General features: G+C 33.6%; 19 protein-coding genes and 1 pseudogene. 8 read left to right on the top strand and 12 right to left on the bottom strand.

The window, feature by feature from the left end; translation table 11 throughout:
- The first annotated feature begins 1 nt into the window (after nucleotide 1).
- The 4 genes from A5N88_RS22345 to A5N88_RS22330 all read left to right on the top strand — a co-directional run bounded on the left by A5N88_RS22345 (nucleotide 2) and on the right by A5N88_RS22330 (nucleotide 3,735).
- Nucleotides 2-1,882, top strand: coding sequence for a VirD4-like conjugal transfer protein, CD1115 family (locus A5N88_RS22345; RefSeq protein ID WP_066270877.1), 1,881 nt, complete (start codon nucleotides 2-4; stop codon nucleotides 1,880-1,882).
- Nucleotides 1,883-1,935: 53 nt separating this feature from the next.
- Complete coding sequence (locus A5N88_RS22340) at nucleotides 1,936-2,781, top strand: conjugal transfer protein TrbL family protein (protein ID WP_066270874.1); 846 nt, start codon at nucleotides 1,936-1,938, stop codon at nucleotides 2,779-2,781.
- Between the two features lie 14 nt (nucleotides 2,782-2,795).
- Complete coding sequence (locus A5N88_RS22335) at nucleotides 2,796-3,227, top strand: nuclear transport factor 2 family protein (protein ID WP_066270871.1); 432 nt, start codon at nucleotides 2,796-2,798, stop codon at nucleotides 3,225-3,227.
- 217 nt (nucleotides 3,228-3,444) lie between these two features.
- Nucleotides 3,445-3,735: a hypothetical protein gene (locus A5N88_RS22330; protein ID WP_157090805.1), complete on the top strand. Its 291-nt coding sequence runs from the start codon at nucleotides 3,445-3,447 to the stop codon at nucleotides 3,733-3,735.
- Nucleotides 3,736-4,303: 568 nt separating this feature from the next.
- Here the strand turns inward: A5N88_RS22330 and A5N88_RS22320 are convergent.
- Together A5N88_RS22320 and A5N88_RS22315 are read right to left on the bottom strand one after the other, a co-directional pair.
- Entirely contained in the window at nucleotides 4,304-4,483 is a 180-nt protein-coding gene (locus tag A5N88_RS22320) for a hypothetical protein (protein ID WP_066270862.1), read from the bottom strand.
- A 29-nt stretch (nucleotides 4,484-4,512) separates the two neighbouring features.
- A complete protein-coding gene (locus A5N88_RS22315; RefSeq protein ID WP_232317646.1) occupies nucleotides 4,513-5,811 on the bottom strand; it encodes a DNA-methyltransferase in 1,299 nt (432 codons plus the stop codon).
- Between the two features lie 88 nt (nucleotides 5,812-5,899).
- Here A5N88_RS22315 and A5N88_RS22310 point away from each other — a divergent pair, with 88 nt between their 5' ends.
- Both A5N88_RS22310 and A5N88_RS25260 read left to right on the top strand, forming a co-directional pair.
- Nucleotides 5,900-6,127: a helix-turn-helix domain-containing protein gene (locus A5N88_RS22310; RefSeq protein ID WP_066270855.1), complete on the top strand. Its 228-nt coding sequence runs from the start codon at nucleotides 5,900-5,902 to the stop codon at nucleotides 6,125-6,127.
- Between the two features lie 48 nt (nucleotides 6,128-6,175).
- Complete coding sequence (locus A5N88_RS25260) at nucleotides 6,176-7,084, top strand: BglII/BstYI family type II restriction endonuclease (protein WP_066270851.1); 909 nt, start codon at nucleotides 6,176-6,178, stop codon at nucleotides 7,082-7,084.
- Between the two features lie 90 nt (nucleotides 7,085-7,174).
- Here the strand turns inward: A5N88_RS25260 and A5N88_RS22300 are convergent, their stop codons facing one another.
- The 5 genes from A5N88_RS22300 to A5N88_RS22275 all read right to left on the bottom strand — a co-directional run bounded on the left by A5N88_RS22300 (nucleotide 7,175) and on the right by A5N88_RS22275 (nucleotide 10,889).
- Complete coding sequence (locus tag A5N88_RS22300; RefSeq protein WP_066270849.1) at nucleotides 7,175-7,471, bottom strand: hypothetical protein; 297 nt, start codon at nucleotides 7,469-7,471, stop codon at nucleotides 7,175-7,177.
- Nucleotides 7,472-7,608: 137 nt separating this feature from the next.
- A complete protein-coding gene (locus A5N88_RS22295; RefSeq protein ID WP_066270848.1) occupies nucleotides 7,609-7,878 on the bottom strand; it encodes a hypothetical protein in 270 nt (89 codons plus the stop codon).
- Between the two features lie 252 nt (nucleotides 7,879-8,130).
- Nucleotides 8,131-8,643: a hypothetical protein gene (locus tag A5N88_RS22290; RefSeq protein ID WP_066270846.1), complete on the bottom strand. Its 513-nt coding sequence runs from the start codon at nucleotides 8,641-8,643 to the stop codon at nucleotides 8,131-8,133.
- 768 nt (nucleotides 8,644-9,411) lie between these two features.
- Nucleotides 9,412-10,245 (bottom strand): ArdC family protein, encoded by an 834-nt coding sequence (locus A5N88_RS22280; protein ID WP_066270841.1) that lies wholly within the window; start codon nucleotides 10,243-10,245, stop codon nucleotides 9,412-9,414.
- A 215-nt stretch (nucleotides 10,246-10,460) separates the two neighbouring features.
- The gene (locus A5N88_RS22275; RefSeq protein ID WP_066270838.1) at nucleotides 10,461-10,889 is read right to left on the bottom strand and encodes a DUF3908 family protein; all 429 of its coding nucleotides are present in this window, start codon (nucleotides 10,887-10,889) and stop codon (nucleotides 10,461-10,463) included.
- A gap of 300 nt (nucleotides 10,890-11,189) precedes the next feature.
- Here A5N88_RS22275 and A5N88_RS22270 point away from each other — a divergent pair, with 300 nt between their 5' ends.
- Nucleotides 11,190-11,756 (top strand): site-specific integrase, encoded by a 567-nt coding sequence (locus tag A5N88_RS22270; protein WP_066270836.1) that lies wholly within the window; start codon nucleotides 11,190-11,192, stop codon nucleotides 11,754-11,756.
- 81 nt (nucleotides 11,757-11,837) lie between these two features.
- Here the strand turns inward: A5N88_RS22270 and A5N88_RS22265 are convergent, their stop codons facing one another.
- Nucleotides 11,838-12,668 (bottom strand): ATP-dependent DNA ligase, encoded by an 831-nt coding sequence (locus A5N88_RS22265; protein WP_066270834.1) that lies wholly within the window; start codon nucleotides 12,666-12,668, stop codon nucleotides 11,838-11,840.
- Nucleotides 12,669-13,043: 375 nt separating this feature from the next.
- On the opposite strand from A5N88_RS22265, the gene A5N88_RS22260 reads away from it, so the two are divergent.
- The gene (locus A5N88_RS22260) at nucleotides 13,044-13,406 is read left to right on the top strand and encodes a helix-turn-helix domain-containing protein (RefSeq protein WP_066270831.1); all 363 of its coding nucleotides are present in this window, start codon (nucleotides 13,044-13,046) and stop codon (nucleotides 13,404-13,406) included.
- A 903-nt stretch (nucleotides 13,407-14,309) separates the two neighbouring features.
- Here A5N88_RS22260 and A5N88_RS22255 read toward each other — a convergent pair.
- From A5N88_RS22255 to desA, 4 genes and pseudogenes are all read right to left on the bottom strand, one after another.
- Entirely contained in the window at nucleotides 14,310-15,350 is a 1,041-nt protein-coding gene (locus tag A5N88_RS22255) for a hypothetical protein (protein ID WP_066270829.1), read from the bottom strand.
- Between the two features lie 390 nt (nucleotides 15,351-15,740).
- Nucleotides 15,741-16,964 (bottom strand): annotated as a pseudogene (locus A5N88_RS22250) (IS110 family RNA-guided transposase).
- A gap of 534 nt (nucleotides 16,965-17,498) precedes the next feature.
- Nucleotides 17,499-17,699: a cold shock protein CspC gene (cspC, locus tag A5N88_RS22245; RefSeq protein WP_066270828.1), complete on the bottom strand. Its 201-nt coding sequence runs from the start codon at nucleotides 17,697-17,699 to the stop codon at nucleotides 17,499-17,501.
- A 949-nt stretch (nucleotides 17,700-18,648) separates the two neighbouring features.
- Nucleotides 18,649-19,647 (bottom strand): Delta(5) desaturase DesA, encoded by a 999-nt coding sequence (desA, locus tag A5N88_RS22240; protein WP_066270825.1) that lies wholly within the window; start codon nucleotides 19,645-19,647, stop codon nucleotides 18,649-18,651.
- Nucleotides 19,648-19,827: the final 180 nt, after the last annotated feature.

Raw genomic sequence — 19,827 nt, 5'->3', positions numbered from 1 at the left:
CATGGAAATCACTAAAGAAAAGATCAAAAAGTCGGCTATTGTTGGTGGTGCTGTTGGCCTCTTTTCTGAATATCTCGGTTCATCTGTCTTAAAAGATTTTCAACTGTTTAAGGATTACCATTTCCAGAAATATTGGGATACGCTTCAAATGAATATGAGCCACCCTATTTCAAGTTTCGAATCGGCTTTATCGAATGACCTCTTTCACCTTATTCAGCCCTTTATCATAGGTGGAACATTATTCTTAGCTGGGAAGGTACTCTTTCAAAAAGAAGATAAATATGAGGATGCTTCAAAGTATGGGGCTTATGGAACTTCCAGATGGGCAAATTCTTCTGAAATCTTTAATAAAGACAATATAACCATTCAATTCAAGCAACAAGGAACCATTTTAGGACAATACAAAAAAAAGCCCATCATTCAACATGATAAAAGCTATTTGAACAGAAATATGCTTTTAGTCGGTGGTTCTGGGGCAGGTAAAACACAATCGATTATTATTCCAAACATCCTGAATAACACCCAAAAATCAATAGTGGTTATCGATCCTAAGGGAGAATTGTACGAAAAAACATCCCAAGCAAAACGCCATCAAGGATATGAGGTACACCTTATTAATTTTAAAAATCGGGATATATCTGATCGGTACAATCTTTTCGATTATATAAGAAGGGATTCAGATGCCTTTAAGGTAGCTGACACGATGGTAAATAACGCCGGGGAAGGTACTAAGATTAAAAAAGACTTCTGGAACATGGCCCAAACTTCTGTCCTTCAAGCCCTGATTCTATATGTAAAACACGTTTTACCACATGAAATGCAGCATATGGGGAGTGTATATGCTCTGTCACAAATACCAACTGACCAAATAAGGGAACTATTTGAAGCTTTTGAACCGACCCATATTGTCAGAAAGGCTTATATGTCCGCCATGGATAAACTTCAAGAAAAGACCGAAGCCGATGTATTTTCAACTCTGAACCAAACTTTAAATCCGTGGCAATATGAAGATGTTTGTTCCTTCACTTCCGGTAATGACTTTTTATTTGAGGACTTAGGCAAAAAGAAGATGATTGTATATGTGATTATGCCAATAGCAGACAATGAATTTCGCCCACTAATCACCACATTCTTTTCTCAAATGTTTTCAGAACTCTATCGGTTAGCCGATCTAAATTATGGTGTGCTGCCGAAAAAGGTTTTACTGGAACTCGATGAATTCGCAAATGTCGGAAAGATACCGAACTTTGAAGAAAGGCTTTCCACTACTCGAAGTCTGGGAATTGAAGTAACCATTGTTCTTCAAGATACTTCCCAACTTGAAAAGGTATACGGCAAAGAACTATCAAAAGAAATCATTAATAACTGTGATATTCGCCTACTATTGAAAGCTAATGAATTTGAAACGGCTAAATACTTTAGCCAATTAGCCGGGAAAACGACGGTTAGGGTCAAGAATCGTTCGAATTCAAAATCAACAAAATCATCGTCAAAAAATGAATCCATTAATTATATCGGCCGTGATCTAATCACACCCGATGAAATCATGCGATTAAAGAAAGATGAAGAATTATTATTCTTATCAGGTCAATACCCTATGAAAGTAAACAAAGCATGGGTTAATACCTTCCCATACTTCAAGAAAATGATGATGGAAGATGTATCTAGAGACCATTACTCTGTTCTAGACCGGGGCGAATACAAAGAATTTTATTATGAGAAATCGGTTTCGGTGGATGATTTTCTATTCGAGGAAGATTTATTAATGGAAGATGAACCGCAAGAAACCATAGAAACCTCTGAACCAATAGAACCTGCCGAGAATTCAAAAGAAGAAAATACGGAATCAATCGATGATTTAATCGGCTCATTTAAATTTTAAATAATCTATTATACTACAATTAGAAAGTATTTGTTAAAATAGGAGGTAATAATATGGGTATCTTTAAAAGCCCGATTGAGTACTTACAGGATTTAATTCATACACTCGTTCACGATTTTGCGAATGTAGCCTTTAATTGGTTGGGAATCTTCATGTTAAAACCAACGAATTTCGAGAAATACCATTCAATCGGAACGGTTTATAACTTCGTTTTTTCCCTTTCAACATCCTTATGTATCGTGTTTGTTGCCTGGTCACTTATTCGAATTATGTTAAATCATGCTGCAGGAGTTGAATCCAGAAGTATTCCAGAAGTATTGGCAAAGACAATATTCGCCTTTGTGCTCTCAGCAGCCGCACCGTGGCTTTTAAAGGAAGTTTTATTAAGACTTAACAATGCGATTGTTCAATACTTCTTAGATCAAGGATTGACCACTACCGCCCTAGAAAAATTTACGGATATTGGTGGTGTAAGCATCACAATTTGTTTAATGGCTTTAATTATTGTGATCCTATTCCTTTTATTAGGGCTTCAATACATCCAACGCCTGGGGGAATACATTATCATCTTGGTTACTTCCCCTCTTGCAGCCTTTAGTTTAATCACCGAGAACTTTGAAATATGGTCTGTATGGTGGAGAGAAGCCATCAGCGTTATTTTCTCTCAAGCCTTTCAGGTAGCTCTATTATGGTGCATCTTGAACCTTTTAACCGATACCCACAAGTTACAAGATTACTTATTTGCCATTGGGTTAATGGTGGTGGTTCTGAAAGGTCCAAGAATGATTCGTCAATTCCTCTATTCAACTGGAACTGGTAAGACGGCCGTAGGTTTAGCTGGTGGAGCATCTAAAATGACAATGTACAAATATGCCGCATCCAAAATGGTATCTAAATAAGGAGGTTGAGCTTTATGAACCTGAACATAATGAAAAATATGGGGAAAAAGAAATTAATCTTAATTGTATTGGGCTTTGCTATAGCCCTATCCCTCATTGTCACTCTTTCCATTCATTCAGAATCAACTAAGAAAACACCCTCACAAGTCATTACAGCCTTTGTCGACGCAGCAAAACACGATCAGATAAAAGAATCAAAGAAATATGTATCAAAAGATATTTTGGATGCTTTCGAACATGGAGGATTCGCCTATTACGGATCATATGGTGGATTTATTACCGACTATGCGAGTAAAACGAAATCTGTTCAGCTGCTATCCAATACACAAAAGATTAAAGGTCAATCAGCTACCATTGATGCTAATGTCATTGATAATTATGGAGAAAAAGAAAAAACAACTTTTTATTTAATTAAAGAAGATGGAGAATGGAAGATTGCAAAATAAGGAGGTGGAATGAAATGTTTGATTTTCTGATGATGCTGTTATTCACTAAAAAGGCAAAACAAAAGAAACAAAAAAAAGCAACCCGATAATAACTGGGTTGTTTTTTTTGAAAGCTTTTTTCAATCACGGTATAACTTATTTCTAAACGGTACATCTTTATTTCAAACCTACACTATACACTGTGATCGGTGACAATAATACCAACATAGAAATGTCTTTGCTGGAACATAAAGAGAAGTTCACCAAAGGAGAACTTATCGCCTTTAAAAGGTTGGTGCGGTTCTCAGCTAAGTATTTTGGCGTGGCTAACGCTAAAATAGGAACTCTATTAAAAAAAGTGATTAATGAAAAGCTGCAAGGGTTCGGTGTTAGCAGATCAACATTTGAACGTATGCTGAGGAAGGACAAAGCATTAGGGATATTGACCATTCAAAATACGGTAAGACGTAAGGGCGGCCGGGGCCATAATGAAAGGCCCAATGCAGGGGGATATATTAAACTCAGGTAATGTTAGTATAAATTAATTTAGAAAAAATTACCATTAAAGTTTTTTAACCAGTGTGTATAACTAGTAAACACCAGACGGGGGGAGGGTGACACCCCCGTTCCCCCTGTATACCCCCTACCATCTATTCTCGCTGATATTGTGTTAGTCTTATGAAATAGCTGTTTGTCTATCTATCATTGTTATTTATTTTTCTTTATTCGCTTGTTTCATTGTTCTGTTGCTGTCTTTCCTGTTGCCCTCGTGTGGCATTCTAGTGGTATGCGTTAGCCCCCCTTGTCTATCCCATCCGTATTCCTTTGCCTGTATCGGTGCTATATGGCTGTATGTGAGGGTGCGGGGTATTGGTAATACGCTGCTTTACTAGTTGCCTTGTCTATCATAGCCATACAATAAAGCCTCCTTATTGCCCCTGCTGTTTTCTGGTGGATTGTTATCCCTTCCCCTTTTATAGTAGCCAATCCCTTGTTCTTGTTATGTGGGTAGCGGTCAATCTGGATTGTAATAAGGTACATTCAAACTTAAAAAAGAACATAAAAAAAATGACTCCATAAAAGAAGTCGAAAAACTACTATTTGTTTATTTCCTTTTTCCATTCCAGTAAATCTAAAATTACTTCTGTAAAGTCCTTATCAAAAGGATACTTTTTATTAAGTTTCTCAAAATTACTTTCATCTAGCTTCCCCCACTCTTCGCTAAGTTTTGAAAAGGAAGAAATTGCTTGATCTAACGCTTTATTAAACTCGTTCATAACGTTTTCACCTCTTTTAAGACTTTACTTTATTTTAGGGTTAGCTGGATTTGATCATAATTTATCTTACCACTTCTTTTATTTGCTTTCTTGTTCGTTTCTTGTTCTGTTTCACTATCAGATCTAAAATCATCATCAATCCACAATCCATTTTTCTTACGCAATTCCTTCACTTTATCAGGGAACAGCTTGTTCTTTTCTTCATAGACTTTTTCAAATAACTTCCTATCTTTTTCTTTTTTTTCAAGCCTGTCCTTAATAATTTCGCAATTACCTAATTCAAAGCCAATCCACTTTCGATCTAACAATTCAGAAACAGCAAATGTAGTTCCGCTGCCTCCAAATGGGTCTAATACAACGTCACCTTCATTTGTACTCATACTAATTACACGATCAAGCAATTTAACAGATAGTTCATTAAACTTTCTGTTTTTAGAACTGCTATGTCTAACAGGGTAAATATCTGACCAAACGTCAGAAAGAGTTACACCATTAGGATTCATTTTGTTTTTATATCCACCATAGTCTTTTATTTCCCTTCCACAATGTGGGCAAGTTTGAAGCGGTATTCTTTGAACATTAAATGTCTTAGGCTTGTCCCCTTTTACATAATACAAAAGACTGTAATTAGCTGGATAAAGTCTGTTCTGAATTGGAAGTCCAAATTTCATATCAACCGTTATCGAGTTTCTAAAATTTAATTTTCTGCTAAGGTACTCAGAGAGGTAAGTGTTCCATTTAGGGATATTATAAATGAATAATGAACCGCCCGGTTTTAAAACCCTAATACATTCATCAATCCACTTAAAATACCAGTCTAAATATCCACTGAAGGAATTTTTATCACTTACACCCTCATCATACTCTTTGTCTAAGTTGAACGGTGGATCAGCAAAGACGGTGTCCACACTTTCATTAGGAACTAATTTAAAGAGTTCCAAACAATCCCCATTGTATAGCTTACCTAAATCAGAAGAATAATAAGGCTGAATTTCAGGAATAGGGTTTTGTTCTTCTTGCTGAACGCTATTTCTTTCTTCAAGAATTTTAGCTATTTCTTTGGTGTTATTTAAGAAAACATCCTCAAAACCCGCGGGTATTCTACCCAACTTCAATTCTAATTCCACTTTAGACATATCAAGGTAGTTAAGTATTCCATTCAATACCTTTTCATCAGTAGGAATAATTCCACTATCTTGATACGCAAGTAAATTCTTTTTATTTATTTTCTCTTTCTTTAAATAAGCATACATTTCTTCTTCTGTATGCCCTAACTGACCAGCTTTATTTTTAACAATGTCAAAAACAGTAAAAAAACGCAATTTCATACACCTCATGTAACTTATAGTCTGTAGACCTATAGTCTACACAATTCTATCATTCCAGTTAACAAGCGTCAATTGTATAGGAGGCACTATGACTAAGAATATTAGATCGTTATTTGGTCAAAGAGTTCGTCAAATACGATTGTCAAAAAACAATATGTCACAAGAAAAGTTAGCTTTTGAATGTGACCTACACAGAACCTACATATCTGATATTGAACGAGGAACAAGAAATGTTTCTTTAGACAATATCGAGAAAATTTCTAAAGCCTTAGAAGTAGAACCAAAGGACTTATTTGATTTTACTACAATCGACTAAATGCGACAAAAGGTAAAAAAGGTAAAAATTAAGGGGATAAGAAACCAAATGATAATTAAACAGGGATTAGTTCTTCTTGACAAAGTTGATGAAAAAGAAAGAAAAGAGTTTATCGAACCTCTAAGACAACAGGTTATAAAATCTATTTTAAATCTTAGATGGCCTGAGGACGCTGACGGATTTTATTTTCACCCCGATAGCAAAACCTACACTAAAGACGGTAAAAAAGTGGGTGGAAACGGTGTGAAGCCAATTAAAGAACCCTTTATAAAGAATTTAAAAAACCTTTACGGATGGGAATCTGAGTTTCCTGCATTTTCTTCTGAGGAACGTGTATCTAAGATTAAGGTTCTAAAGAATTTTGGCAAAAGTTCTAATGTTATATATGGTAGGGTTGTATCAATAGATAGAGATAACTTAAAAATTATTTATACTGATCGTAAAGGCAATAAACAAGAGGAACTTCTATCTAATGATTTTGAAGCCCCATTTAATGATGAAGAACTCATAAATAAAATAGTCTCTATGGCTACTGCAAAACCTGGGGCATTAGACGCCTGTAAGAAAGTTGATGAAAAACTATTTGTTGTTGAATGGGAAACAGGTAATATTTCTTCCAGCCATCGTGCACTTAATAAAATGGCACTCTTACTCTTAGATGGACATATCTCCGCTGGTATTCTTATAGTTCCAACTAGAAAAATGTATCCATACCTAACAGACCGTATTGGCAATTACGAAGAGTTAGTTCCTTATTTTAATTTATGGAAAAATGTAAATGTCAAAAAAGGTTATTTAGAAATAATCGCAATAGAACATGACGGACTAAATAAGTTAGCACCTATTATTCCAAAAGGTACGGATGGAAATGCTAAAAAGCCTGTTGTTACAGATCCTTTAAGTGGATCAGGACATTTTATTACTCAAATGCAATTATCCCTAGATCAAAACAAATAATGTTGGGTGAATTATGGACTTCCATTTGGAAGTCTTTTTTTAAAAAATAAAAAAGCTGTTCCAAATAACAAGAAACAGCCTAACAATATTTTATAGTAGTGCATTTCGACTAAAAAGTAATTTTAATCGAAATTGAGGGTAATTTTCCATTTCATTTCCTATGCTTTCCTTAATCCCAGCTATGTTATTTTCAAGAACCTTTAAAATTTCAGCTTGTTCAAAATAATTTTCATCAGGTTCGAGAACTAAATAATCTTTTTTAAATTTTGCATTAGGAAAATGTTTAATACCAAATACTTGATCAGGATATTCCTTTAAAACAAACCAAACTATTAGATAATTACTTTTTTCGTTGTTTTCAACACCTCTAATTTCCATTACCTTCACTTTCCCTCTACCCCTTCCCCAAACGCCCTGAGGGGGGCGTCTGATTCGTCTAAAGGTTATCTAATGCGTTATCAACTAAATTTAAAATTTCATCGTCAAACATATCTTCTTTTAAAGCTACCCAACCAATCGTTCTTTTACAAATACCCATTTTTCTTAAGCTCATGGTACCGTGAGTCCGAAATGAGAAAATCTCCTTTCATAGGAAAAGGCATTATACCTTGGACCTTATCTATAAGATTATTGTATAAAAAAATTTCTAAAGCCTTGTTTACTTTTGTTTCTTCATATCCATCTTGGGCAGCCAATTCAAATATCTCACCTTGACTGTTAATTCGTTCCTTAAATATTATTTCACAGAGGAAAGTCTTTAAGCCTTCATCCATGTTTTTCAATTCATTTAACATAATTATCATCCTTCCTTATTAATTACTATTAATATAGCAGAAGAGAAAGATAATTTTAGGTAAAATCCAAATTTTTACTTAGAATTTCCTCGTTAACATTAGTAAATCGTATTCCGTAATCTGGCCCGATTGTTGAATAGCATAACTGACGTTTAGTTTTAAATGACTTTATTATTTTTTAAACGACTTTAATTGATTTAAACAACTTTATTATCACGAAACACATTGTACATACAAGTCTAAGGGCTTTTATTATCTTTCCATTGATATCCCCTTTTCAATCTCCTGATTCTTTTTTATTATCATTGGTTTCCTATTACGATCATTCTCCATTCGATTCGATATGGTCAATAATAATTGATCAGTGATTTTATTCGGGATATACCCTATTCGGTCATTCAGAATATTTTCCACTATCCATGTTTTTCGGGTAAGATTTTCATAATCATTCCCTGTTTGAACCTCTAAAGGCTTATATTCAGGAAGTTGACTAGCTCCCTTTTTGATCATTGATAACTGGCTGAAAAATGCCCTTCTTTCCTCTCTTAGCAGCTTTAATAACTTCAATAAATCGACTGTGTGATAAGTCATTAATTCCGGGGTAGATTTCTTAATATCATCATGATCTATTATCTTTTTCTTTTCATACCGGGATTGCCTTTGCCCTTCTTCAACGGGCTGAAATCCTTTCATTGAACAAAAACCACAATACGCCACACCAGCCTTTTCACTTACTCCGCTCCCACAATACGGACAAGTTTTCACTTTGATTCCTCCCAAGCTTTTCTATATTGGTTGATTTCATCTATTTCATAACGTAAAACAGCAACCATGTTTTTTTAATCCTCATGTTCTTCTGCATTCATATACTTATGACAATTAGGACATTCTTTCTTTGGAACGATCTCTAAGTCATATTCACTTACATCACAATCAGGGTAAAAACATTCATACATGGTAACACCTCTAATAAAAACATTAATGTTTATGTTAATATTAATTATACCATTTATTTTACATTTTATGAACATTATCCAATATAAAAAGAGAAGGTTTCCACCTTCATAACAATAATATGTTTATTAACATTAATATTAGATTATCTTTACTTATTTATTTTGAGAATAAACTTTTGACTTAATTCCTTTACCAGTTTTAGGGCTTTTCTCCATGCAAGGTTCGGGTAGTATTTTTCAAAACGCTTCGCTGAAAAATCTCCACCCTTGCCCCCTTGCATTCCGAAATTCGGCAGGTGCTGGACTGTCGCCAAGCCGACCAAACTCAAAACGAGGAACCATGAGGGTCAGCTTGCTCTATCAATTGTACCTGCCGAACCGCCCAGATCATCCGTTCAAAGTATTTCTCTTACTCTATTTTTTAGATACGTACTTTAGGGGCTAGCCCCTCTTGCTTTCGCAATTCACCCCAGCCTGCACCACTCCACCTCAAAACAAGGGGAAAACGAAGAAAAGAACCTTTTTTACCATATTATTAATATTATTATTAACATTAATATTAATAAAGAAGGGGCTTTTATTCCCCTTCAAACTTGATTCCTAGAATATAATCAGTAGCTTTTTGAGCCTGTGCTCCTGCTTTCACCAATAATGTCTTATCATCTTCTAAAGCCCTTAACCATGACTTTATATATGCTGCTGAATTTTCTATCGTTCTCTGTTGAATACCAGCGACACCGCATAACATCGATGAACCCATTTCAGCAACAAGTTCCTCTTTTGAATAATCTTCTGAACCGAAATGAGCAGTAGCAGATGTAATTCCATCCCGATTTAATCTTCCTTTATGACCTGTACTGTGTACCATTTCATGAAAAAGAGTTGAATAAAATTCTTCTGCTTTCATGAAATCTTTCATAGGTGGTACATTGATATGATCTTCACTGGGCTTGTACCAAGCACCTTGAGGATAAAAAGAATAAGATGGAGAATTGATATATCCTTTATAAATTTCCTCACATTTTTGGATTGGATCATGCTCGAATGTTTTAGCTTTTTTTTTACTTTCAAGCCCTTCACATTGACTATTAATTTCAAACACTTTGTAATATCTTAGAAAAGGGATCTTTTCGATTTTTCCACTTTCATTTTCTTTCTCAATCCATTTCCAGAAAACCACGATGTTTCCTTTTTCCCCTTTTTTTACTTCCCCCCCGGTTTCCTTGATCTGTTTGAATGTAGCATATTCGCCTTCCATTAACAGCATGGTGTTAATACCACGATAAGGTTTTTGAGTTTTCCATGATACCGCCCCACCATTAACCCACGGCTTTCTCCAAGGAATAATCCCTTGTTCTAACTTCTCTATAATTTGATTAGTGACCATTTCATATATATTTACGTTTGACATTATATCCATCCTCTTCTTAACATTAATATTAATGTTAATGTTTTTCTTCATAAATGTAAGTCACAAATTTTATTATTTTATTTGTTTATATTATAGTATATTAGATTAAAGTTACATAGGGTACAAAGCACTAAAAAATACACTCTTTGAAAATTCTCTGTTAGTTTCATTACATGACTCACCGCAGCCAAAATAAAAAGCACCTGATAAGGTGCTTAAACATTATTTTTATTTAATACTTGATAAAGTTCTTTAATGGAATTAGCATAGTTTTCATTCCAATCTTCATTTGAATCTTCCATGCTATCAAAAACAATGTTAGTCCCAATCTCAAACGAAACCGTTAGCGTTAAACCGTATTGGGCATATTGTGGATATTTAAGTTGCATGGATGCTATCTTGGAGTTAAATATATCAAAATGGGTATTATCACCATCTTGATTTACAGTTAATACTCCAAAATTAGTAATAAATATAAAATTCTTTTGGTTATGGTTAAAAAGGTTTTGCGGATAGAAAAACAATAAATCATCTTCGCTAAATAGTTCGTTGACCTTTTTAATCATTTGCTTATAAGTGCGATAAGCACCTTGAAACTGCCTACTTTCGATATCATCAATAAATTCCTTATAAGTCAATCCCACTATATTTCACCTCGCTTTCATCTACTCAATTCGACAAAAGGATATTTTTCCCTTCTTTCATTCTTTTGTAAATTTCTCCAGGACAAATACCTTTGAAATATTTTTGGTTTATTAAAAAGCAGCTAAACTTTTGTTGAATGTGACACTTCAATATTTTGTCGCATTCAGATTTTAAGTAAAAGGTTGATAAATCAACGTTTGTAAAAACTTTTAAAAGCCTATGTTCACTCAATGCGACATTTAGTATAATAGTATATAGATATGTCGCTTAATCTAATATACTGGGGGATTTACAAAAAAATGGAATATGTTGAACCGATTCGGGATGTAAAACGATTAGATTCCATGAAAAAAGTTTTGCGTAACCAATCGAAAAGAGATTATTTATTATTTGTCATGGGGATTAATACTGGACTGCGAATTTCTGATCTTTTGAAAATGAAAGTATCTGATGTTATCGATTCAGATGGTAATATTAAACGATTGAAATTGAAAGAAACGAAAACAGGAAAAAGCCGATCTATTCCATATGCAGACAATGTAAAAAAAGCCATTAAAGAATATTTAAAAGAATATAACCCTATGCCACATGATTATCTCTTTAAATCCAGAAAAGGGTTCAATTCACCAATCGACCGGAAAACTGCATGGAGGATATTAAAAGAAGCTGCCGAAACTGTGGGTATTACAGAAGCCATTGGAACTCACTCATTGAGGAAAACATTCGGTTATCATGCTTATAAATCCGGAACCGATATAACATTACTACAAGAAATCCTGAACCATTCCGCCCCGAGCATAACTTTACGGTACATAGGAATTACGCAAGATGATATGGACAATGTAATTTTGAACTTGAATTTATAGCAGCCTTTGAAGGCTGTTTTTTTAATAAAAAGTGTATTGTCTATAAAGAATAAAAAGCCCGGAGAAATCTCCAAGCTTTTTTTATGAGATATATTCAACAAATGAAGGAATTCTTAATAGCCCCTTCTTTGTATAGTTTCTAAATTTAACCCGGCATTTTATTTGAGGTTTTATATAGAAGAAATTTTTATTTTCACCTATGATTAGTTCCTTATGAACTCTATAAAATGTTGCTTTATCCTTTGGATTCATGAATTCCATTAGCCCGGCATATTCTATTTGATTGTCATATTCGATACTTAGCAACATACCAAATTCATTTTTTCTTAGCCCGGTAATGAAAACATCAGCATATTTATAATTAATAACCTTCAGCCAATCCTTCGATCTTTCATCAATTTGGTATTTAGAATCTTTTCGTTTCATAACGATTCCCTCTAAATCCTGCTGTTGAACCAAATTGAAGTATGCTTCGGCGTTTCCTTCTATCCACTGAACAAGTATCACATTATCAGATTGTGGCAAGAATTTACTCAATAGCTGTTTTCGTTCTATTAAAGACAATGAAGAAACCTTTTGACCTTTATAATAAACTACATCAAAAACACAAAATTGTATAGGATATAAGGCCTTTTTACTCTGAAATCGTTCCATCATAGCTTCAAAATCAGGTTTTCCATTATCTCCTGATACTATAATTTCTCCATCTATCACGGTTCCATCTGGTATATTGATATCAAGAAGTTCCGGAAACTTTGAAGTGACCTCATTTTTATGCCGTGTATATAATCGGACCTTGTTATTGAATTTAGATAAAATTAAACGAATACCATCTAATTTTAATTCTGTGATCCATTCATCATCATTAAATGGTTCATCCACTTTATGCAATAACATTGGTGAAATATACATACAATCACCTCTGTTATCAATAATACCATAGTGGCTTCATAAATATTTTGATAACTTTTTACACCAAATGTATATTATTCCATGGATTGGTCAACAATAAGAATAGAGCATATAAATTGCTGATTTGTGCGCTCTTTTTTCCTATCAATTATTCTAGCAATCATTCTAACTGTTTATTTCTCGTATGTTTGGGTAAGTTAATTCAGATTAAAAGTTCTCTAATTGTGAATTAATAAATAATAAATTATTAACTTTCGCGAACTTTTGTTTACAAAAATAGTCTTTTTATATGAATTATGCACTACATTAAGTGAACTTCTTATAGTATAATTTTTGTGAATTAGGTTTAATTAGAACATACTGGAGGTAAAATATATGTTTGCTCAAAGAATGAGGGAACTAAGAAAAACATTTCATCTAACCCAACAAGATGTAGCAGATCATTTAGGTAAGGCTAAATCAACAGTTGCTGGTTATGAAAAAGGTGTTCGTAGACCCAAATTAGATGATTTAAACAAATTAGCTGATTTATTTAATACTTCTACTGATTACATATTAGGAATTACCGATGATAAAGCACCAAATAGACCTACTAAAGATTTAGCAAAAATACTAAGGGAATCTGATTATCATTATAATGGTCAATTTGTTTCAAATGATGATTTAGAATTTCTTTTAAGATATTTAGATAGAGTAATAGATACTAATAAACCAACGATTGTAATAAAAAATGACTGATAATAAAGATGATAATTATGATAACTGTATAATGAATGATCATAAATAAAACAAAAGAAGTGCAATTAGACTTTAAACAAAAGATATAGTCTTATTAATTATTGTCTTAACGGCCATAAACGGGGTTAAATTATAAAAAGGTAAATAATGATACACCTTTTACACAAATATTGTATTATTTTTTAAACCCTTCCCGTCTAATTTCGCACTTATACTTTTCAGCTAATTTTATTGCAAACTTTAAGGCTAAACCACGCTGTTTACCTTCAAATTTTCGATTCTCCATAAACGAATATATAATTGTCTTTTTCCTTCTTGAATTTCAACCTTAGGGATATGTCTTACACATACAAAATACTCTATTCTTTTTTGCTTCCAATTCTCATACGTTTCAAAAGAACTTCTGGTAAACTTATTTTTGGTGAAATAGTTTACTTAAATGCGTAAATATGTCAAAATATAGAAAGCTCGAATCTCTTTTTATTTACTCATTAAGTTCCAATCCTTAAGCCTTCTTTTAACAAGAAAGGCTATTTTTTTAGATTGCTGATACATGAAATTTCGCAAAAACATCTTTCCACATGATCCCTTCAACAATACAAGTTATTGAACGTTATCGAATGATAACAATATTCCATCTTCTAAGAATGTAAGAACAAATTCACAACCATTTCTTTTATTTACAGCTTTAAATTTTTTCATATATATTCGTCATCTTATTATTATTATTAACATTAATATTTATATTATTATTTTTTTTTAGGATATAAAACAAGCCCTTAGAAGGGCTCAATTCGTTCATAAAACTTCGTTATTAGCATTAATATTATTATCATTATTTATATTAGGAAGATCATCTTTATTTATGCCAATTTTCCAGAGGCTTTATGGGGTTTTTCCACTTCACTTCAAAACTTCAAAAAGTAAATTATAAAATGCAAGGAGCTTAAGCGATTCAACTTCAGTAAACGTTCCTTTATAAGCACCATGAAGGACAGAATTTCTATTTAGAAAATTTTCTCTGCCATGTTCAAATGAATTTAGAAATGTTTTATTAAGATATTTAATGCAAATTTCTAAGAGAAGAACCTTGCTTCTGCTTAACGTATGTCTTTTTTTTTCCCCAATTACCTTTCTTAAATCTTTAAAGTCTACATTCCCCTTTAATTTATTTACAGAAACAATTAAGCTTTCAATTCGGGGGATTATAAGATGAATAGAAATTATATATTCCTTCTTAAAATGTGATTCAATAGCTGTTTTTAGTATAATTAACTCTTCCGATAACGTACTTTCTTTAGACCATTCATCGTACCAACGAAAAACAGTTTCCTCATTGTACATATTTATCATTTCTTGATTCATATAGGATGTTTTAAGAAATTGTGTTGGTTGTTCTCTATAATGATGTAGTAACTCGACTATTATTTTTGGTTCAAGATTTATGTCTGGAAACCATTTCTCATTTAAAAACATATTTTGGATTTCTTTTCTTTTTGAGTAAAAATCTAAAGATTTTATATTTGTTTCAATATCAATGTGCTCGAAAATTTCAAGTTCTCTTGTTAATTCATTGTGTAGGCTTTTCAATTTAAAAAGAAAGGGCTCAAGATTGCCTTCAACTACTAAAGAACTCATATTTTCAGCAAGAGGATTCATATTTTCTTCAGAAAATAAAGAATCAAATAGGTCAATGTTTGCATAATTTCTTAATTCCATCGACAAAGAGTGATTTTTGATTTCTTTAATTTTTTTCTTAGCAAAGGTATCTATTTGTTCTTCCAAATTTTTATCATCATCAAATTGCTCATTAAATTCAAGCAAAAAAATTTTTATATCTTCTTCTGTCAATGGTAAAGAAGCTTCTTTAAAAATTGAAAGTGTTTTCTCTAATACACCTTTGAGGTCAGGGAATTGCTCAATTATAGTTGATAAATTCAGCATTAAATGGATACTCCTTTACAGATATACCTTAGTTTTTGAAAATATTGAAACACATTTTTTCCGATAAATAACCTCTGATATTTTAAAGTAAAAGAATCATCCACTAGTTATTAGCAAGACAGTTTAAGGGCAATGGGTTACCGTGACAACCCACAAAAGGGATTTTCTATGTACATATCAAACAAGACGAGAGTAGTTTATTTTATTTTCTCATAGATAGATAAGGAATTGAACGAATTATAATCATTTATGTCTCATTTAATTAAACTACCATGAAAATAAACTTCTGCAATTATAGAAAAAAGGCAATACTTAAGAAGACGCAGCTCATTTACTTTTTAAAAAGGGGAGAGCGCCAAATAGTATTTATGGTTTAGAATCGTGACTGGATTAAGATGCTTTAGGTTCCACTAGCGTAACTGTATATCCTAAACTTTCAAGTCTTTTTAGTGAATGCCGAACGATTGATTGTTGTCTTTGCTTATCAAAGTAGTCTTCGCCTAAGTCTACATACATTTCTTTTCGAGTCAAAAGATAATAGGAGATACGTAACATTGCGTGAGCGACTACAATACCTGCACGTTTTTTGCCTTTTCGAGATGCTGTACGCCTATACAGTGCTCCGAGATAGTTTTTGGATCCTCTTACTGAATGAGCTGCTTCGGTTAAGGCCGATCTTAAATATTTATTTCCTTTTTTAGTTTTGGCTGATTTTCTTTTCCCCGCACTTTCGTTATGACCTGGAACCAATCCTGCCCACGAACACATATGAGCTGCAGTAGGGAATTGTTTCTTTACATCAGTCCCAATTTCAGATAGGATTTGTTCAGCCATTCTAGTCGCTATACCAGGAATAGAATCCAGTCGAGCCACATCTTCTTGATGGGATCTGACTCTGTCCGCAACTTCTTTATCAAGCATCTCAATCTGCTCAGTAAGAAAATCTATATGACCTAAAATTGTTTTTAACATAAGTCGTTGATGAGAATTGATATAGCCTTTTAGGGCGAGTTCCAGTTCTTCTTTCTTCTTTTTCATGGTGCGTCGAGCCAAGTTTGCTAGTTTTTCAGGGTCCTCTTCACCCTCGGCAATGGCATCAAGCATATCTCTTGCTGAAACACCCAACACATCTGAAACCACAGATCCCAACTTAATATTCGCACCTTCTAACACTTTTTGGATTCGATTATGTTGTCTGGCACGTTCCTCGATAATACTTCGACGATATCGAACGAGTTCACGCAATTCACGTTGATTTCAGTCAGGGATATAACTGGCTTTAAGTAGTCCATGGCGAAGAAGCTTTGCGATCCATTCTGCATCTTTCACATCTGTCTTTCGTCCGGGAACTGCCTTCATATGTTGAGCATTCACCACTAAAAACTCAATATCCTCAGCTTCTAGTAAATTCACAATAGGCTTCCAATAAACACTCGTGCTCTCCATGGCGACATGGGTACAATTATGTTGTTTAATCCAGTCAACCAACTGTAGTAGAAATACAGTTTTAGTAGAGAACGTTTGAATCTCCTTTCCTTCAGGTGTCAAAATACATGCAGTAATATTGTCCTTATGGACATCCATACCGCATGCTCTTTCAATGACTACATCCATTGAAAACATCCTTTCTACGGCGAACATGATAATTAGAGGCTGGTGCAACAACCAAAATAGGATTAATCTACCATGTGTGCTTCCCGTAAGGGAGCGACAGTCAGTGGTGCACCGTGGTCGGTGGAGTCAGACTAACGGATGGGCTCTAACGCACCATAGTGTATCGACCTTCCTCTCCCAGCCGTAGAATCAGTATTGACGGATCTAGAACATTTTCATTCTTTGTGGTGAAGCGTTGATTTTTGCGCTTCATGGATGGCTAACGGGCAGGTTAGTTGAAGAAAAAGTATGCATAAATTCAAATTAATAATAGTAATATTTGAATGGTGGATGAAAGATAATCATTCAAAACTCCGCATATTGTCAATCTGTATGTTATACTGTAGTCAACCTTTTAAGTTTTAAATCATTTTACAGTACCTGTATCATATCCCTACTCACTCATTGAGTAGGGTGTTTTATTGAGTATGATCCCAGAAATACATAAAAAAACAGGCTCTATATATAGAGCCTGTTTGTATAATTTTATTTAGATTAAGCTTTTTGAACGTTAGCAGCTTGAGCTCCACGAGCACCTTGCTCAACGTCAAATGTTACTTTTTGACCTTCATCTAAAGATTTGAAACCTTCACTTTGGATAGCAGAGAAGTGAACGAATACATCGTCTCCATTTTCACGTTCGATAAATCCAAAACCTTTTTCTGAATTAAACCATTTAACTGTACCTTGTTCCATTGTTGTTGCCTCCTAGTGTGTAACCACACAATGTATTACTATCCTTGCCCAAAGTGATCATCAAGATGAAAAGTCGATACTTATACTATCCTTTACACCGAACAAAAATAATTCTTTATTATCATAACAGAAAACGGAAAAGTGTGCAAATTACCGAACTTTAGCTGAAATATTACTTTTGATTTTAACGTAATGGTGCCTGTGTTAACCTGTGGAATTGATGCTGTAAATCATTTTGTCTTCTTCAGCTAAAGGGCAGGTTAGTGCAATGCTAGGTTAAAACTGTATTTTGTATAGGTGAAAATGGTGTTTTTCGCTATATTTTAGAGTTGAAATGCAAAACCCCTTATATATCATTAGTGTCATAAAATTGTTCCAGCACCAGTACCATTGACAAGCACTTAGGGAAAGGTACTGAATATAATAATTCCACCTCTGCAATACCGAATTCATATAAAAAACCGCCTTACCTCTGGGGATGGTTTTTTTATTTTTGGTATCATAACTTAACAGAATCCACACACCATATCCTAGTCAGATACACAATTTTAATAAGCAGGAACCAAACTGAAACTCCTGAATAATATGTAATCAGGAAGAACAGTTTTGGAAACAAAACGCCACTTCCATCGGGGCAACCCGAAAGGGAAGACCCACGTCTTCCCGCCTACATAAGAAGGGTTCTGTGTTTCATCAGAAGACCACCTTAGGGTGGTCTTTCTCATTTCTCTAGCTTCGTACTTATTAGTCTTTGCTCCAGTTTAGCTAAACCCTCAATCTGCTTCTGACTGTCGGATATAGGTTTTAAATCCGATTTTAATTCTGCATCGTAATAAACACTTATTTTCCTCATAAAATCATCCTTATATATTATCTACAGGTGTTTTAAAAGTGGACCAAAAAACAGGAAAATTAACCAAAAAAGGCACTTTAGAAGTGCCTTTTTTGGTTAATTTTCGGTCATAGATTTGAATTGTTTAAAACTTATAAACGATTTATCTTTTTCGTTGAACAAGTGAAATCGAAGACATTTCAAACTTGTAAGCAATGTAATTGTTGTAACATGATGAAGGGGAGGTGTTGAATTATGTGCTTGTTCTAAAGAGTAATTAGGTACTCTTGGGGACAAGTGATGAACATGATGATAACCTATGTTACCTGTCAGCCATTGAAGGATTCGGGGAAGTTTGTAAAAAGAGCTTCCTTCGACAGCAGACTTTACATAATCCCATTTGCTTTGTTCTTCGAAATAAGAATCTTCAAATTGATGTTGGACATAAAAAAGCCAAATACCGAGCATACCTGATAAGAATAAAATGGGAACTTGGATACAAATCAACGCTTTCCAACCCACAGTAAAAATCAAAATCAGATAAATAACAACCAAAGAAAAATTAATCAAGTAAGTATTAAGGCGTTCTTTTCTTTTGACAGTCTTATTGTTGAAACGATTTTCGATTAGAAATAAAAATAAAGGTCCTAAAACAAACATAACAAAAGGATTGCGGTACAACCGATAAGCAAACCGAGTCCAACGGGATGCTGTTTTAAATTCATCCACCGTCATCATCCATATATCTCCGATGCCTCTTTTGTCTAAATTGCCACTGGTTGCATGATGAATCGAATGTTCCCGTTTCCACTTTTCAAAAGGGAAATGAGTGAAAATACCGCAAATGGTTCCCAAAATTTTATTGGCCTTGTGACTTTTGAAGAAAGACTGATGGGTGCAATCATGAAAAATAATAAATATTCGGACCAAAAACCCCGCATTGATAATCGAAATAGGCAAAGAAAGCCAAAATGAAACCTTTAAACCCTCATAAGCAAGAATCCATAAAACAAGGAAAGGCAAAAATGTATTTAAAATTTGTTTATAAGCTCTTTTATCAATAGCCTTTTCAAAAGGCTTAACTTTTTCTCTTAATTCAATTTTTTTATTTTTCATAAAGCAATCCTTTCAAATCTGTATCTATCAGAATTATATCTGAATGAACTTTATTAATTTCTTCTCGTATGGATTCTAGTAACGTTACTATTTTTTCCATTCTTAATCACTCCTGTTTTTATTATAACGAATAGGACGGAGCAAGTTGAATGAAAATATTGGAGCTCGAAGAAGAATTTA

Origin of the sequence: Heyndrickxia acidicola (assembly GCF_001636425.1) — a bacterium.
GTDB lineage: Bacteria > Bacillota > Bacilli > Bacillales > Bacillaceae_C > Bacillus_AE > Bacillus_AE acidicola.
The sequence above is the reverse complement of the archived record's forward strand: the minus strand, read 5'-3'. Positions and strand labels throughout refer to the sequence as shown.